This is a genomic window from Xanthomonas sp. WHRI 7945 (assembly GCF_035026585.1).
Genome location: NZ_JAYIQP010000002.1, coordinates 207,051 through 224,411, shown reverse-complemented (window position 1 = coordinate 224,411; position 17,361 = coordinate 207,051). Strand labels below are relative to the sequence as shown.

Below are 17,361 nucleotides of genomic sequence, written 5' to 3'. Positions count from 1 at the left end.
GATCAGCTAGTCAGTTGGTTGCTCTCAGGGGTCGTGCGCGGCTAGCACGGGAACTACCTATGATCGGCATCTAGTTTTTTAGCGCAGGGACTGTACGCAGGGAAACCCCGTGTTCAATGCAGGTATTTTGCCTGCCGATTCTCAAATGCCGGGGTGGTGCCCTCAAGCACGTTGAGGACGGACTTGTTCAGCTCCATGCTCTCAATGGCTCCGCTTTGGTAACGCAACGCATATCCTCCAGCACGATCAAACTCCGCGTGGATGATCTGTTCAGCGTCACAGCACACGGCCAAGTTGGCATTATGAGTCACCATCACGATCTGACGGGTCTGCTTGGCCCGCTGGATGATCGGAACCAGCATTGAGTAGACCGTCTGGTTATCAAGGTTCTCCTCTGGCTGATCGAGGATAAGGGGGGTGGGGTCAGTGTCGACTAGCAGATAGAAGATTAGTAGCAATGCGCCTCGTTGTCCTGGCGACATTTGCTGGATGCTTGTGCCTGCCAGGCTCAGAGAGAACTTGGCCTCCAAGTTGCGGAGATCGAACAGGGAGTCATAGAAGTTCGCGGCCTCAACTTTTGCTCTCAGGATCGGCAGCAAGGGCAGGTCGTTGTCGCCACTCTGCGTGATCTCGTTGCGAATGGCTCGTAGGCCTGCGACGACGCTCTCCGTGTCATTGAAGTCTATCGAGCGGATCAGTCCATTGAGTTTCGACGCGCCTTCCTCCTCTCCCCGGAAGCCACCTGTGTTCTGCTTCACCTGCCCAAAGAAGCTTTCAAAGAATGCGGATCGATCAAAGAACAGGGCGCTTTGGAACGCCACCTTGAGCTCTTCAGCAACGCCAGGCACTGACCTGACAATCTCCTCGACGCCATCGAAGAGCGGCCGGCGCGACTCCGCAATTGAAAGGAGTTCTTGGTGAATCTGCCGAACACGCTCATCCTGCTTCGCCTGCAGCTCCCTGCATCGGTAGGGTAGGGTGGATAGCTCTTCAATTCTGGCCTTGTAGAACGCCACGGTGTCTGTCTGGCCATCCGTGCCAACAATCTGGGCGCGAACCCGCTCCCACGTCGCGCGAGCAGCAAGGTACTCCTGGTGCGCTTTGGAGGGGCCATCCAGCTTTTCCTGAAGCAGCTTTTGCTCGGCCTCAAGCGTCTCTCGCGCCACTTGGTGCGCCAGTTCTTGCTGAACAAGCTGTTCGATCTGAAGCGCGTCCTCCGCCGCCACCTCCCGCAGAAGCCCCGACTTGACGTCGACGGTGACCAGCGGCTGGATATTGACAGCGACTTCTTCCAACTCCTTTTCCAGGCTTGCACCTAGCTGCCTGGCCTGTACGGCGTAGTCGTCCAGGCGCTGTGCGACGCTAACCACCTTGGTGCGGCGTAAGGCCAGCATACGTCGGGTGGACTCGGAACTTTGGCGGATCGACTCTCCGGCGGCAAGTTCCTCTGCTATCACCTTCAGTCGCTCTGCCTCCGGGGACGCGTCATCAGTACTGGCTTCAGGTTTCAGGACTTCGACGGGCATCTTGGCGTTGTGATCGCCGAGTTCGAGCTCCTTGGACGCGAGGCGCTCCCTGAGTTCATTGAGGTGGCCTGCGCTCGCTTGCCGCTCCAATTCAGCGAGCGCGTGATTGATCTCACCGAGCGCAGCTCGGTGAGTACTGACGCGTTCAAGCGTGGGGCGCTCCTTGTCCGCCAAGTATTCATCCAAACCGGCGTGCGAGCCCTTGTCAGCGCTATCCAGGTGCGAGAAGAGCACTTGCCGGATCTCTGCGCTGAACTGATCGGACTGTCCGTTGATGTGATCGTTGCAGAGCATCTCGAAGTAGTCCTGCGAGATGTACTTTACGCGCTCTGGTTGATCCTCTTTGAACCGGTGGTCCAACGACACTTGCCCTATATCGTCGTTGCACCAGGTCAGCGCTGCCTCGAACGCTGAGGCCCGCTGGGTCGCCCCGCTCTTGAAGCGATCATCGATCAGGAAAGTGAAGTACTCATGGGCTTTGGAATTTCCGGCCAAGGCCAACACTTCTGCCAAGCCGCTCTTGCCTGAGCCCTTGTTGCCGATGATCGCCACCAGATCCGGGTTCAGCTCAATGTCCGTGCCGTCAAACCACGCCTCGGTAAGGGTGGCCGAGGGATTGCGAGTAACCGTCAATCTCTTCATGAACAGGCGGCCGTTGTCTCTCACCTGCGCCAGTTTGGGCGGAATGTCACCGATGTAGGAACGGAAGGAAGGCTCCTTGATCGCGTGGCACATGCCTTGGAAGGTAGGCTCGGCCTTGATCCACGTCTTCATGCCATTCGGAAACACGCCGTAGTCTGCATGCTTGTGGGCATCGGTACCACGCACACACAATCGCGGGGTCGATCCCAGCGATTCCCAAAATGCGTCAAAGTACTTCTCATTGGCAGCCGACCTGACGCCGTGAAAGGCGTCGCGGTTGCCCTGGTCCTTGCACTCGAAGATGCTCGCGGCGGTCATGTGACGCCTGACCTCCGCATAGTGCTGCCCCGACTTGATGTCTTTAAGGCCGCCATACGTGTCCCAAGGCATCAGAAGCAGTCCGCGCGAGCCCAGCGTATCCAGTGCTTTGGCCAAGGACTGGGGCGTCACCATTGCGGTTTGCCACCCGACCTTCAATGCGTACTCGGCGTCTTGGGCGACACGTGCAGGGTCGAAGCCGGAAGGGGTGAGTTTGTCTGCGCCCAGCTCTCGGGCGTACTGCACGAGGCACGCATCGCTCAGCCCTCGTTCGCCGCCACGAAGGCTTAGTTTCAGGTCGTTCAATACGTCTTGGAGGACTTGGTGCTCTACCGTAGGATCGATGATCAGATGCACATTGAGTCGCTTCTCCAGCGAGCTCTCTACACGCAGCTCGATACCGGGGAAGACCTGCTTGTTCGGCAGCTCATCCGGGTGCTGGCGCACATAGTCGGCCACCGCCAGATAACCATCGAACGTCCAGTAGTCCATGATCACGAAGACATCCGGTTCGGCATTCTTCAGTGAAAGGACGGTCTGCTTGACGATCGCCTGCTTGGCCTCGCCAATGGCTCCACGCAAGTTGGGCGAACCATTCCATTGATACGATGCCGGCGTATGACAGTGGAAGTCCCACACTCTCCACAGCGCCCCTTGCGACGTACGATCCATCATTGAACTCCCCTGTTCTCGTGGTTGTATATCGGTGCCAACGTGTCGCGCCGGACGAAGCTAGGCAATTGCGCCTGCGCGGACTTCACCGGTTTGTGTGCAGATCAGATCCTATCTTCAGCGTCAGTCCTGGCAGCGCCGCATCAGGACTGACCACAGCGCGGAGCAGTTCGCCGATGGCCATGCGCTCAGCGGGCACCCCGGCACCGAGGCCTCTCCAGGGGGAGCAGTGCATCCTGAAGATGCTGCCATTCTCCAGCGCGGCGTCGGTCGAGGTATCTGCCTGATGCGCATTCATGTGAATTCGAGAATCCTGCTTTCCGCGCTGGGCGATCAGCCGCTGCTCGCTGACGAAGCTCTCGACCATCACAGCAAAATCAAGGTTCGCGCCACGATCCACGCTGATTTCCGATCGGCTTATGTGGGTAATGAACTCAAAGCCCACGCGCTCAATGCGAACGGCTGCCTTCTGTAGCCGCAACTGGCAGAAAGGAGTGCCGGTGAGGTCAAGTTCAGCACGGGCGGAAAGTTGCAGGACTCCGCTATGTGACCAGTCACGTGCCTGCTTGAGCTGGCTGACAAATGACAGAAGCAAGCGATGCGCCTCGCCCAGCAGGCTGACCAAGCTCGCGCCGCGTTCCCCCGTGCGGATTGAAAACAGATCGAATTGAGGATCCAGTGCCTTCTCGGGCCGAAGATCGATGTGCAACTCAAGATCCGGATCTAACTCGTCGATCAGTGGAATGGCGGTTGCAGCAAACTGCACATGTCGCAGTTCAGCCGCAGCTAGATGCACGTGGAAGTGCAGGTGCCTGCCGGGTAGCCCCCACTCCTGGTCCGACAGATCACGAACCAGGTACAGCTCAATGCCCTTGCTGCGGGCATACGCGATCGCCCCTTCTTCAAAGCCGGTGGTCGTGAATATGGCACCGTGATTGGCCGCCAAGCCTTCCAGGCTGGCCGCTAGCACGTCGACACGGTCACGCCCCACGGGCTCCTTCCAGCGCTTGCATTCCACCAGCGTGATGAAGGTATAGAGCGGGGATTTTCGAACGATTTTGACGTCAATCTGCCGTTTGGCACCGTACCGATCCACTTCGGTGACATCGTGCTGGACGATTACGTCCCCGTCGGCGGCATGAAGCTCCTTGATGAACCGCTCGAACGCGGCCCAATCGTAGTACTGATGCATGAAGCCCGACGGATCCACCTCTCCCCCTTCGGTGCGAACTCCGCGCACATGGTGCTCAGTCCGATTGTACTGCGGCCCGCATACGTTCGGGTCGCCGCACCTTCACCCACAGCAATCCACCGTCAGCGGCGGCAGCGAGTGCCCCAACCGCGGGCGGTCACGGCTCCTCCAGCAGCTGCGCTGCCGGATTGTCGGCCACACGGCCGTGCTGATGATAGCCAATGACACTGGCCACCGAGCGGTGCTCGGTCATGGCCATCAAGGCGGGCAGGGCGCCCCCTTGCCGGCCCCCTCGGTGATGAGCCCTGGGCGCAGGCTATGCCCGCCCCCCGAAGCCCCCCTCTCACCCCCCCCCAGCGCGGCGCTGGATGATCAGCGCAATGACACGGTCGCTCAGCGCGGGCCGAACCCGGCTGACCCACACCCGGCGGAACAGCGCCCCCTCGGTCAGATCTTAGGCATCGAGCCAGGCCTGCAGGACGACAGCGACCGGGCCCAGCAGCGGCTTGTCAGGACTGTGGCACCCGCTCCATCGGCGAGCCTTAATGGCGTTGTCCTTCAGTCCTCAAGCAGTCGAGCACCTGGATTTGCTGTAGCTACGCCTGTTTGAAAATACCCCACGACGCTCGACACCGACCGGTGTTCGGTCAGCTGCATAATCGCCGGCAGCGCAATCCCTTGGCGGCTGGCCTCGGTCACGAACCCTGACCTGAGACTGTGCCCGCCAAAATCTCCCTCCAGTCCGGCCAGTCGCGCCCGCCGCTGTACGATCTCGCCTACCGCCGCCGGAGACAGGGCAGGGCCGACGCGCTGCTTCCACAGCCGTCGGAAGATCGCCCCTTCGGTGATACCGGCTGCGTCCAGCCAGTCCTGCAGCGCGAGGGCGGCCCGATCGAGCACCGGCTTGTCCGGGGTAGAGCTCGCGGTGACACCGGCCTGCTGGGTCTTGCTGTGCTCCAGGCGATAGATGTAGCCCGCCTCGCCGATCCGGCGCAGGTCGCGTAGGTCGGCGGCGGCGATCTCACTGCGCCGGCGCCCACCGCTGGCAAACCCGAAGCAGAGTAGGGCGCGATCCCGTATACCTTCCAGGCTGTCGTCGCAGGTGGCCAGCAGGGCTTCCAGCTCGGGCAGGGTGATCGCAGTCTTCTTGCGCGGCCGCTCTCCGCGTTTGACTGCGGCTCGGGCGGCGCGGCTGAGCACGGTGCGGATCGCTGGCTGTTCACAGGGATTGGTCGCCTGTTTGAGCCTGTGCGCGGTGGACAGCACGGCGACCCGATGCCGCACGGTGGCCAAGGTCCATGGCCCAAGCTTGGCCTTCAGGCCGGCCGCCCCCAATGCCTGGTCTACGATCGGCGGCAGTTCCCACGCCAGATCACCGTCAGTCGAGCGGCGCTGCACGTGGTCGACCACAAACTGCAATACGGTGGCTTCGGGCACCGGCAATGCGAGTTCGATGCCGTAGCGCGCTGTATGCCAGCCGGCCCAGTAGCGCAGGGCACTGGTGTAGCTGCGAGTGGTGTTCTCGGCCGCAGCTGCGGTAGACAACCATTGAGTGAGTGGGAAAAGCACTGGGAGTGCTGCGTAAGAGCATCCAAGAGTGCGCTAGCCATGGCCACCAGCATCACAGTTAATTTCGCATAATGTATATTATGTAAAATCGCCGTGTACTGCGCTGGGTTGCTATCGTTCTTGCTGCTTTTTCCCCTGGTAAGCCTCGAATCGGCTCCATCTCGCCTTGCAAGGTGGATCGATCGCAGGATAAGGCGTACCCAGTGGCAAGCCCCCCCCCCGGTCATTGACCAATGGATATCGCCGGCAGCTCTACCGAGGGTCGGCAGCGCAGATAGTTGCGCTGCTGATCGAGCGCTTGCTCCCAGCCATTGCCCACTCTGCGGATCACACGGCCCTCGGAACATGAGACGCCGGAAACCTTGGCTTCAGCGGTACCAAGTGCAGGGATATCGAGAAGAACCGAAGATGGCTGAGGACGTCCCCAGGCGCGGGACATGCCGTCCTGCATCGCGAAGTCGACATGCTCGCAATATGCATGTACCCATGGCCGAGGATCGCTAGCAAGAAGCTTGCGACAATCGAGCTTCGGAACCGCAGTGACATTGCGATTCGGGTTCACACGCTCGATGCCGCGGCCAGCGGCTGAGCGCGTCTGCGCAGACAAAGCGGACGCCGAAAGCAACAAAAACAACCCTAAGACACGAACATCCATGCTCACCCCCGTGGCAGAGATGATATGTGAGGAGCGAAGCGCACGCTTAGACAGATGCGACGCCCAGATGTCAGGCAGCATGCACGGCCATCGTTCGCGCCAGCACCGTAAGCACCGCCAGATGCCCCACGTAGTAGAGATAGAACGCCCAGCGCGTTCGTGGAATGGGGAAATGGCGGTTCGCCAGCAGCGCCACCGCTGGCAGCGCCAGCAACGCCCAGCCGTTGCCGTTCCACCAGCACAACGGTCCGAACGCCGCGATGAGCACGGCGATGCGCAGGTAGCGATGTTCAATCACGTGGCGGAAGCCGTGCCGGGGGGCGCCCTGGTGTGACGCATGCGGCACCGCGTGCAAACGAAACACCCACCAGGCGGCCAGCACCAGGATCAGTCCGGCCCAGTTGTAGTCCACCAATGGCGGCGCGGCCAGGACGCACATGCCAAGCAAGATCCATTGCCGTTGCTGGATGCTCCAGATCGCGGCGGCGGCCAGGGCGAAGCTGAGCAATATGTTGAACGGCGCCCAGTAGCCGAACGCGAGTCCGTGCACCGGCTGCGCCACGATGCCCCACAGCAGCAATCGGCGGACGGACTTGAGTACGTCGGCACCTGGCTGGGCCAGGTTGTAGGCCATGACCAGGGCGAACAGCGGAAACGCGACGCGACCGAGTTCGGACACGATCGGGACATAGCCATGGGCCAGCACCTTCGCTACGTGATCGCCGGTCATCAGCAGCACGGCGATCCATTTCAACAGTTCGCGGGCGCTGCTGGTCATCGTGTCGTTCAGAACGCCGCTCCTCTGGCGGCCAGGTGTCCGCCCTGCCCCTTCCTTGCGCCATCGCCCGTGACGGGCGGCCGATGCGTAGGGCGATGGTTCGGCGAGCAGCGGGCACGCATCGCTGTCGAGGCCATGGACGGTAGACTGTTCCATGCGAGCCGGCAATACGGTCGAGCGCGTTTCGCAGCGCGGCGCGCCATCGCGGATCGCGCCGCGCATGCGCCGCCGGTCAGAGCGGTCGCTGCGCCATCGGGAATGGCGTGGAGCTCGGGCGCTGCATGTGCAGGCAGCGATCCGCCACCGCGGACAGGCTGGTCCGGTGCGACACGACGACCAGCGCGGTGCGCGGCAGGCGCTGCCGCAGCGTCGACAGCACGTGTTTCTCCGAGATTACGTCGAGTGCGCTGGTGGCTTCGTCGAGCAAGGCGATCCGCGGTTGCCTGAGGATCACCTGCGCCAGCAGCAAGCGCTGCAGTTCGCCGCCGGAGAGTTTGGCGGCGGCGCTGTTCAAGGTGGTGTCCAGGCCCTGCGCGCCCGCCTGCAGGCGCGCGGCCAGGCCGACGTCGCGCAACGCCTGCCACATCGCCGCTTCGTTGGCACCCGGCTCGGCCCAGGCCAGGCAATCGCGCACCGTGTGCTGCCACGGGCGCACGCTCTGGCCGACATAGGCGCCATGCCGGACCAAGGCGCGGTACGCCGCAAAATCCAGCGTTTGCCCATCGCATTGGGCCGCGAACGCGCGCGGTTCGACCATGCCGGCGAGCACGTCCATCAGGCTGCTCTTGCCGATACCGGAGTGTCCGCAGATCAAGGTCATGCTGCCGGGCGCCAGGATCAGTTCGCCGATCGCGACCGCGGCCAGCGGCGGCGCCAGGCCGATCCGGTGGATCCGCAGCGGGCCATGCATGGGTGCGGCCTCGTGCGGCATTGCCGGCACCGCCCTCGCCGTCCCCAGACCCACATAGTGCTGCCATAACTCCAGCGCGGGCGCCGCCGAACGCAGTTGCTGGAAGCTCTGCCGGGTCGAGACCAGATACGGCAGCAGCCGGCCCAGCAACAGGCCTACGGTGATCAGCGCGCCGCGGTCGATGCCGTGCCAGAGGCCGGCCAGCAGCATGATCGCGGCGATGGCGGCGACGGCGCTGAGTTCGAGCAGCAGCCGGCCCGAGGCGACCAGTGCCTGTTGCCGCCAGTAGCCATGGCTGAGCCGGCTGGAGATCGTGTCATAGCCGCTTTTCTCCAGGTCTTCGCGTTCGAACGAACGCACATGGCGCAGGCGCCGCGGGAAATCCTCGCTGAGCCAGAACAGCCGGGTCATGTCGGCGACGTATTGACGGCTCACCTGGGCCTGTTCGTGGCCGGAGATGCGGAACGCGAGCACCGCCAGGCCCAGCAGCGGCGGCAGCGCCAGCACCAGGATGGGCGACACCAGAAAGGCGATGCCCAGGCTGACGCCGGCGGTGATGGCGGCTACCAGCAACTGCAGCAAGGCGCTGAAGCCCTGGACGATGATCTCGATGTTGTAGGTGAGCACGTTGGCGATTTCCGCCGAACTGGCGTCGGCAAGCGCCGGCAGCGGCGCGTCGAGCAGGCGCGCGTGCACCTGGCGGCGCAGGCGCACCGCGTGGCCGCTGGCCAGCTCAGCGGCCAGTCGCGCGCCCGTCCAGCGCAGCAGGGCGAAACCGGCGCTGGCGACGATGAAGATCGTCGTCTGGGCCAGGACGCCGTCGGGCAACGCCAGCACGTGGCCGCCGAGCGTCAGTGCATGCCCGGGTTGCACCAGCGGCACCAGGGCGACCGTGGCCACGGCGCCGGCCAGCGCGCAGAGCAACGACAGCACGACATAGAGACAGATGCGCATCCGCTCGCCACGATCCAGGGTGGCGATGAAGGTGCGCAGCAGTGGCGACGCTTGGTCGGGCGCGGTGTGGCTGCGCGCGGTCATCGGTGAAGGCCTTGGGATGGCGCCAGTTCGCCGATCAGCGTGACGGGCTGCAACGCGCCTGCACGCCGCGCCAGTGCGAACATGGCGCCGCGGCCGCCCTCGCCTGCACGCGACGTCTCCGTTCTCATGGCCGGCATACGCTCGTCGTCGTCGCACTCATCGCAGCAACTGCAGCACGGCATCGACCGAAGCATCCGGATGCGGGCCGCGTTGCAGCTCGTACACGCCCAGCCGCTGCAGTTGGCGTGCGAACAGCGGCCATCCCGGTTGCGCGGCGGCGTACGGCTGGTCGGCGGTCAGGCGCTCGAGCACCTCGTGTTCGGCAATGGGCCGCAACAGTTGCTGCGGATCCGCGGCGGCCGTGCTGGAGACGAACACCGCGCCGGCAAGCTGCAACGGCGCGGGCGCCAGGCATGCGCGGCCGTTGCGGATATCGACTTCGTGCTTGACCGCGCCGCTGCGGCGCCGGATCGTCGGCGCGGCAGCGATCCAGGCGCGGGTCTGCTCGTCGACCAGCCGCAGCAGATCCGGCCGCAGGTGCAGGAAGTTGCCGATGCCGGTGGCGAGCATGCGCTGCGGCTCGACGAACAACGCGTCCTCGGCGAGGAACTCTAGCCCCCGCAGCATGCTATGCAGGGCCAGCGTGGACTTGCCCGCGCCGCTGGCGCCGAGCATCAGCACGCCGCGCCCGCCGGCGCCGACACACGCGCCGTGCAGCGGCACCAGGCGCATCGCGCGCGCCGCCAGCACGAACACCGCGAACTCGATCAGTTCGTAGCGCACATGGTAGGGATGGGCGAGCATGTCTTCCGACACCACCAGCAGCGCCCTGCCCTGGTCCGGCATCAGCACCATGTAGTTGTCGGCGTCGATGATCCCGCACAGCACGCCGGCGCCGGACTGGGTCTGCACCGGCGGCGGCTGCAGCGCGAACACATAGGGTGCGTCGTGGCGCGCGACCAGGTTCAGTTCGATATGGAAGTCGGCTGCCTCCGGCAACTGGTGCGGCGGTATGTCGCCGAACGCCGCTTCGACCAACTGCAGCAAGGCCTCGCTATTGCTTTCGAAGCGGAAGCGGCCGCCCAGCAGTTGCTTGTTGAGGACGTGGTCGTGCCGCAGCCGGTCGTGGAACGGATCGGCGGCAACGCCAGCCTGCGTTGCGGCAGTGCCGGCCACAGGCTCCCAGCGTTGCGTGCGCACGGTCGAGGGCTGCATCGGGGATGGATCCATGGAGTCGATGCGCGTGAGTGCGTGCAGCGGCAGCAAAGGTTGTGCGGGCCATACGCGCCGACGCACCTGCGCAGTGCGCACAACCAAAGCCCGCGCCGGCGGCACTTACAGCACGGCCACCTGTGCGCGGCCACTGCTGCATGCGCCGCGGCATCTGTCGCTGGCGCCGAACGAGACCCTTCCGCCGATGCCAAAGATCCAGGTCAGCCACTCCTATTTCCTGCGCTACGATCCCAAGCAATGGGAGCGCGGCAAGCCGTATCCGCCGCTGGCCACGCTGCAGGTGGCCACGCTGCTGCGCCGGCACGGGCACGAGGTGACGCTGTTCGACGCGATGCTGGCCGACGGCGTGGAGGACTACCAGGCCTCGCTGCGCGCGGCGCAGCCGGACCTGGTGGTGTTCTACGAGGACAACTTCAATTTCCTGACCAAGATGTGCCTGAGCCGGATGCGCGAGGCCGCCTGCCGGATGATCGCCGAGGCGCGTGCCATCGGCAGCCGGGTGATCGTGGCCGGCTCCGACGCGTCGGACCATCCCGAAGCGTTCCTGGCCGCCGGCGCGCACGCGGTGCTGATCGGCGAAGGCATCGCGCCGCTGCTGGAACTGGTCGAGCGGCTGCAGCGAACGCCCGACATCGATGCCGCGGCCTGGGTGGCGGACGTGGCCGATGTCGCCACCGCCGCGTTGCCGCAGCTCAAGCGCGCGCAGATCGGTGCGCGGCCGCCGGATCCGCGCCTGTCCGGCCTGGCCGCCTGGGATCTGGTCGATATCGAGCGCTACCGGCGCCTGTGGCTGCAGCGGCACGGCTACTTCAGCCTGAACATGGCCGCCTCGCGCGGCTGCCCGTTCCGCTGCAACTGGTGCGCCAAGCCGATCTGGGGCAATCACTACAAGCGCCGCAGCGCGCCGGAAGTGGCCGCGGAAATGATCCACCTCAAGCGCGCCTTCGCCCCCGACCATATCTGGATGGCCGACGACATCTTCGGCTTCCACATCGAATGGGTTGAGGAATTCGCCGCGGTGCTGGCCGCGGCCGATGGCTCGATTCCGTTCACCATCCAGACCCGCGCCGATCTGGGCAGCGAACGCATGGCCGCCGCGTTGGCCCGCGCCGGTTGCGCCGAGGCGTGGATCGGCGCGGAAAGCGGCAGCCAGCGCATCCTCGACAAGATGACCAAAGGCACCGCGGTGGAGGACGTGATCGCCGCCCGTCAGCGCCTGGGCGCGCACGGCATCCGCGTCGGCTTCTTCCTGCAGCTCGGCTACCTGGACGAGCAACTGGACGACATCCTCGCCACCCGTGCGCTGGTGGCGACGGCGCGTCCGGACGACATCGGCGTCAGCGTGTCGTACCCGCTGCCCGGCACCAAGTTCTACCAGCAGGTGAAGAACCAGCTCGGCCGCAAGACCCATTGGCAGGACAGCGACGACCTGGCGATGATGTTCCATGGCGCCTACGACTCGGAGTTCTACCGGCGGGTGCGCGATCTGCTGCACCGGCAGGTGGACCTGCAGCGCGGCGAGGCCACGCGGCCGCCGCATGACTATGCGCAGGACTGGGCGGCACTGGATGCACAGTGGGACGCATTGATCGCCAGCGAAGGCCAGCACCGGACCGATGCCGCCCTGCCGGCCGCAGCCACCGCCTCCGACCGCCGCATCCCGCTGGCGCAACGCCAATGACCGCGCACGCGACGCCGCAAGCGCAGGCGCCCTCCTCCGCCGATCCCTTTATCGATGCATTTACCGAACGCGCGACGCAGCCTGCGTTGAAGCAGGTCGGCAGCGGCTTGCGGCTGGCGACCGAAACCCTGGCGCACGAGCTGGCGCGACCGGGCAACCCGATGCCGCAGTGGAACCGGCTGCAATGGCAGCTGGCCGCGGCGGCGACCGCCGCGCACGGCATTGGGCCGTTGCTGAGCCGGCTGTCGGTGTGGCCCGATCGCGACTGGAGCGCGTTCCTGGCCGAGCAGCGCGAGCACGTCGCCTATCGCTACCGGCGCATCGCCGCGCTGCTGGAGCGGATCGATGCGCTGGCGCAGGCCGCCGGCGTGGCGATCGTGCCGCTGAAGGGCGCGGCCTTGCACGCACAAGGCCTGTACCTGCCCGGCGACCGGCCGATGGCCGACATCGACCTGTTGGTGCGCGCCGAAGATGCCGCGCAGGTGGCTGCGTTGCTGGGCGAGCTCGGCTACGTGGCCGAATTCGTACAGTGGAAACACCAGACCTTCCGCCCGGCGCAGGCGCACCCCGTCGCCGGCCTGGGCGAGCATCGCGACACGCCGATCAACATCGAACTGCACCTGCGCATCCAGGAGCGGCTGCCGCTGGCCACGGTCGATATCAGCGGGCGCATCTTCCCGCGCGACAGCCGTCCGGGACTGAACCCCTACCCGTCCAATGGCGCGCTGATGAGCCATCTGCTGCTGCACGCGGCCGGCGGCATCTGCAGCCGCAGCCTGCGCTTGATGCATCTGCACGATATCTCGCTGCTGGCCACGCGGATGAGCGGCAAGGACTGGCGGGTGCTGTGCGATGACGCCGATGGCGCGCCGTGGTGGGCGCTGCCGCCGTTGCAGCTGGTGCTGCGCTACTACCGCACGGCGATTCCGAAGGCGGTGCTGGCGCAGTTGCGCGCGCAGTGCCCGCCGCTGCTGCGGCTGGTCTCGTGGCGGCTGGACCTGACCCGCGCCTCGTGCTCGCAGCTGTGGCTGCCGGCGCTGCCCGGCATCGAATGGGCGCGCTCGCCCGGCGAGGTGCTGCGCTATCTGCGGCAGCGGTTGCAGCCCTCACAGGAAAGCAAGCAGGAGCGCGCCGACATGATCCGCACCCAGCTGTGGCTGCAGGGCCAATCCTGGGTCGCCCTGCCGCAGCGGCGGCGCGTGCTGTTGCGCCTGCTGCGGCCGGTGCCGCGCATGGATGCGCTGTATGCGGTGCGCAGCGCCTTGCAGGGGTATGCGCCGCGCTAGGTAGGAGCGGCTTCAGCCGCGACGGGCGTTACCGATAGTGCCTGTCGCGGCTGAAGCCGCTCCTACATTGGAACGTGCGCTCACGCGCGCTTTGGACACAACCGCCGGTACAGCGTGTTGAAGCTGCGCACGGTGTGCTCGGCGTCCTCGCGCACCGCGCGGCACTGCGCGGACCAGGCCAGGCGCAGGCGCAGTTCGTCGTCGGCCAGGACCTGGCGCAAGGCTTCGGCCAGGCCCGCCCAGTCGCCGGTCGGCACCGCCAGCGCCGCCGACGGCGCCCATTCCAGCAGGTGCCCTACCCCGGTGCCGACGGTGGGCACGCCGGCCACCGCTGCTTCCAGCAACACCATCGGCCCGGCTTCGTGCAGCGACGACAGCACCAGCAGATCGGCAGCCTCCACCAGCGGGCGCAGTTCGCGCTGGGTCTTGAAACCGAGGAAGCGCACCTGCTGCGCCAGCCCGAGCTGCGCGACCAGGCGCTGCATCTCGCCATCGAGCGTGTCCACGCCGACGATGTCGATGCGGAACGCGACCCCGGCCCGCGCCAGCGCCGCCAGTGCGCGCAGCAGCGTCGGCTGGTCCTTGACCCGGTTGAGGCTGGCCACGTGCAGCAGCTGCGCGGTGCCGCCATCGCGGCGGCGCGGCTCGCGCTGCGGCCAGGCACGCAGGTCCACGCCCAGCGGCACGCGTTCGGCGGCGATGCCGAGCGCCTGCAGGGCATCGACGATCGGCGCGCTGGCTGCGGTGACCGCGTTCGCCAGCCGCAGCACCAGCGCCTCGCGCAGCCGGCCCTGCCATTTGCGCCGTCCGCCGTAGCCGATGGCATGCAGCGCGACCAGTTCGCCGCCGGCGATGTGCACCAGGCTCGGCCGCCGCAGCAAGCGCGCGGCGGCCACCGCGATCAGGCTGCAGTGGCCGGAAAAGATCGATTGCACCAGGTCGAACGGCGCCAGGCGATGCTCGGCGCGGATCGCGGCGACCGCGCGCAGGCGGGTGCGGCCGTCGCCGATGTTGTGGATGCGCGCGCCGAGCAACTCCCAGCATGCCGGCGCAGGCTCCTGGTGCAGCACGAACACATGCAGCTCGTGGCTGCGCGCCAGGCGTTCGATCAGGGTCAGCAGCACCGGGATCACCCGGTACTCGCCGCTGCGGTCCACCCCGCCGGGCACCACCAGCGCCAGCTTCATGCCTCGCTCCGCGCGGCTTGCTCCAGCAGTTGCGCATAGGCGCGCGACCAGCGCCGGCCCACCGCCGCGAACGACAGCTGCGCATCGAAGTGCGCGCGGACCTGCTCTGGCGACGGCCGTTCGGCGGCGGCATGCACCAGCGCCTCGGCGAGCAGCCCGGAATCGCCGCACGGCCACAGTTCGCCGACGCGGCCGCAGTCGGTGAGCGCGCGGAACGACGGGATGTCGGTCAGCACCGGCAGCGTGCCGCAGGCGAAGGCTTCCAGTGCCGCGTAGCCGCAGCTTTCGGCCAGGCTGCCAGATACGAACAGATCGGCCGCACGCATCAGCGTCTGTACCTGCGCATGGTCGACCTTGCCGAGCAGGTGCACGCGCCCGCGCAGACGCGGATCCTGCTGCACGCGCTGTTGGACCGCCTCCAGCAACGGCGCGCTGCCGAATGCGCAGAACAGCTGCAGTCCGGGCAGCCGCGCGGCGGCGCGGGCTACGCCTTCGAGCACGGTCAACGGATCCTTGCCGGCGCTCAGGTGCCCAACCCACAGCACGCAGGGCGCGCCATGCAGGCCGCTGTCGCGCCGCGCCTGGGCCCGGTTGCCGGGGGTGAAGCGGCAGCTGGATTCGGGAATCGCGAACAGCCGGGTGGACGGCGCGAACAGCCCGGCATGCACGAACGCGCGCGCCAGATCGAGCGAGGTGAAGGCGATGCCCGCCGCGGCCGCGTACCACTGCCGCCACTGCGAGCGGCGCCACCAGCGCGGCGGGCGATTGGCATGGTCCTGCAGCAGGATCGGCACGTGCGGCAACTGCCGCGCCATCGCGCAGGCCTCGCGCGCGAACTCCAGGCCGTGCACGTGGACCACGTCGGCGCCGATCGCCTGCACGATGCCGGCGATGCGCCGCGCGCGGCTGCTGGTGCCGGCATGGCCCGGATCGGTGAAGTGATACTCCACGCCGTTGCGCAGCAACTGCGCCGATGCGTCGGCGGCCTGGATCACCGACACGCGGGTGCCGGCGCTGGCCACCGCTTCGGAGATGTCGGCCAGCGACGGCCAGTGCGCGAACACCTGCGCCGGCGCCAGTCCCGGCGGCGTGCGGACGAAATTGATCTGGGCGACGTGCATGGATTTTCCGCGGGGAGGCGACACGCCTAGATGCCGGAGACCTGCGGCCGGCGCAGGCGCACCAGCCAATTGGCCAGGTTCAGTTCCCACGGCCGGTCGTAGCGCCGGTAGCGGTAGCGCCACGCCGCCATCGCGCTCAAGCCGCGCTTGGCCCAGCGCGGCGAGCGCAGGTCCTGCGCGGTGGGATAGCGGCAGCCCAGCACGGTGACGAAGTCGCGGATGCGCTGGCGCAGCGCGTCGTCGAGCCAGGGCGCGTCGGCATGGCAGGCGTAGTCCACCCATTGCGGCTGGGTCCACTCCTCCGGGGTGCGCGGGAACTCCACCGGCGCGCCGTGCAGGTCGCGCAGCGGCATCGATGCGCGCTTGCCGCGGTCCTTCTCGTGGCGGCTGGCCTCCGGCAGCGGCGTGTACACGTAGACGATGATTTCCGATTGCGGATTGATCCGCTTGAGCTCGCGAATGAACTCGAAGGTCTGCTCGGTCGCGTGCACGGTGTCCTGCGGCGGCGCGACCATGAACGACAGCTCCGGGATCACCCCGTTGCGCCGGCACAGCTCGGCCACCTCGAGGGTCTGGTCCGGACGCGTGCCCTTGCGGATTTCCTTGAGCATCGCCCCGCTCGGCGATTCGGCGCCGATGTAGGCCATGCGCAGCCGGCTCTTGCGCACCAGCTTCCAGGTGCTCTCGGACAGGTTGAGCAGCGCGTCGGCGCGCGCGTAGCACCACCACGGCATTTCCAGCTTGGCCATGACCTCCAGCAGCGGGATCATCTCCGCCTCGCGGTCGAAGAAGTTGTGGTCGAAGAACTGGATCGAATCGGCGCCCAGTTCCTCTTTCAGATAGCGCAGCTCGCGCTCCAGTCGTGCCGCAGTGGGTAGCGCGGTGGCGCCGCCGAACATCGCCGCCACGCCGCAGAAGGTGCAGCGGAAACGGCAGCCGAGCGCGGCCTGGTGCGAGGCGGTGCGGCGGCCCAGGAAGCTGCGGCCCAGGTACTGGCGCGGGTCGCCGAGCTTGGCGTACGGCAGCGCCGGTGCCGCCTCGCCGCGGCTGAAGCCGCGATTGCGGTTGTGCACGATCGCGCCGTCCTGTTTCCACGACAGCCCGTCGATCTGCGCCAGGCTGGGGCCTTCGCCACGCAACGCCGCGACCAGTTCCGGCAGCGTGTCCTCGCCCTGCGCGCGGATCGCGTAGTCCACGTACGGCGCGCTCAGCGCGGTGTCGGTGTACAGGGTCGGGAAATAGCCGCCCCAGACGATCGGCATGGCCGGGAAGCGTTCGCGGATCGCCGTGGACAGCGCGATCGACGGCGCGATCTGCGGCCCGCCCATGACGCTGATGCCGACCGCGTCGTAGCGTTGTTGCTGCAACGCCTGCAGCGCGCTGTCGATGAAGCCGCGATCGACGTTGCCGTCGATGATGCGGCTGTCGCCGCTGCGGTCCAGTGCCGCGGCCAGGTTCAGCAGCGCCAGCGGGAAGCGGGCATTGCCGCGCGAGGTGATGGTCGGATTGACCAGCAGCGTGTTCGGTGTGGAAGGCATGGGAGAAGACCGCAA

12 protein-coding genes are annotated in these 17,361 nt (G+C 66.4%); 2 read left to right on the top strand and 10 right to left on the bottom strand.

Annotation, left to right across the window (positions count from 1 at the left end; translation table 11 throughout):
- Positions 1–113: 113 nt before the first annotated feature.
- From VDQ83_RS02895 to VDQ83_RS02865, 7 genes are all read right to left on the bottom strand, one after another.
- Entirely contained in the window at positions 114–3,158 is a 3,045-nt protein-coding gene (locus VDQ83_RS02895; protein ID WP_455433782.1) for a TrlF family AAA-like ATPase, read from the bottom strand.
- Positions 3,159–3,243: 85 nt separating this feature from the next.
- A complete protein-coding gene (locus VDQ83_RS02890) occupies positions 3,244–4,350 on the bottom strand; it encodes a restriction endonuclease (RefSeq protein ID WP_455433781.1) in 1,107 nt (368 codons plus the stop codon).
- A gap of 558 nt (positions 4,351–4,908) precedes the next feature.
- A complete protein-coding gene (locus VDQ83_RS02885; RefSeq protein ID WP_455433780.1) occupies positions 4,909–5,919 on the bottom strand; it encodes a site-specific integrase in 1,011 nt (336 codons plus the stop codon).
- Between the two features lie 223 nt (positions 5,920–6,142).
- Positions 6,143–6,655, bottom strand: coding sequence for a hypothetical protein (locus VDQ83_RS02880; protein WP_455433779.1), 513 nt, complete (start codon positions 6,653–6,655; stop codon positions 6,143–6,145).
- Positions 6,645–7,352, bottom strand: a complete 708-nt coding sequence (locus VDQ83_RS02875) for a TraX family protein (RefSeq protein ID WP_455433833.1) — start codon at positions 7,350–7,352, stop codon at positions 6,645–6,647. The genes VDQ83_RS02880 and VDQ83_RS02875 overlap by 11 nt, the downstream gene beginning before the upstream one ends.
- Before the next feature lie 232 nt (positions 7,353–7,584).
- Positions 7,585–9,300 carry an ATP-binding cassette domain-containing protein gene (locus VDQ83_RS02870; protein ID WP_455433778.1) on the bottom strand — a complete coding sequence of 572 codons (1,716 nt, stop codon included), beginning with the start codon at positions 9,298–9,300 and terminating at the stop codon, positions 7,585–7,587.
- A 156-nt stretch (positions 9,301–9,456) separates the two neighbouring features.
- Entirely contained in the window at positions 9,457–10,515 is a 1,059-nt protein-coding gene (locus tag VDQ83_RS02865) for a serine kinase (protein ID WP_455433777.1), read from the bottom strand.
- Positions 10,516–10,717: 202 nt separating this feature from the next.
- On the opposite strand from VDQ83_RS02865, the gene VDQ83_RS02860 reads away from it, so the two are divergent.
- Both VDQ83_RS02860 and VDQ83_RS02855 read left to right on the top strand, forming a co-directional pair.
- Positions 10,718–12,214, top strand: coding sequence for a B12-binding domain-containing radical SAM protein (locus VDQ83_RS02860; RefSeq protein ID WP_455433776.1), 1,497 nt, complete (start codon positions 10,718–10,720; stop codon positions 12,212–12,214).
- On the top strand, positions 12,211–13,500 hold the full coding sequence (locus tag VDQ83_RS02855) for a nucleotidyltransferase family protein (protein ID WP_455433775.1): 1,290 nt from the start codon (positions 12,211–12,213) through the stop codon (positions 13,498–13,500). The genes VDQ83_RS02860 and VDQ83_RS02855 overlap by 4 nt, the downstream gene beginning before the upstream one ends.
- A gap of 80 nt (positions 13,501–13,580) precedes the next feature.
- Here the strand turns inward: VDQ83_RS02855 and VDQ83_RS02850 are convergent, their stop codons facing one another.
- From VDQ83_RS02850 to VDQ83_RS02840, 3 genes are read right to left on the bottom strand one after another with little or no spacing between them, the layout of a single operon-like run.
- Complete coding sequence (locus tag VDQ83_RS02850) at positions 13,581–14,687, bottom strand: glycosyltransferase family 4 protein (RefSeq protein ID WP_455433774.1); 1,107 nt, start codon at positions 14,685–14,687, stop codon at positions 13,581–13,583.
- The gene (locus VDQ83_RS02845) at positions 14,684–15,808 is read right to left on the bottom strand and encodes a glycosyltransferase family 4 protein (protein WP_455433773.1); all 1,125 of its coding nucleotides are present in this window, start codon (positions 15,806–15,808) and stop codon (positions 14,684–14,686) included. The genes VDQ83_RS02850 and VDQ83_RS02845 overlap by 4 nt, the downstream gene beginning before the upstream one ends.
- A gap of 26 nt (positions 15,809–15,834) precedes the next feature.
- Entirely contained in the window at positions 15,835–17,346 is a 1,512-nt protein-coding gene (locus VDQ83_RS02840; RefSeq protein ID WP_455433772.1) for a B12-binding domain-containing radical SAM protein, read from the bottom strand.
- Positions 17,347–17,361: the final 15 nt, after the last annotated feature.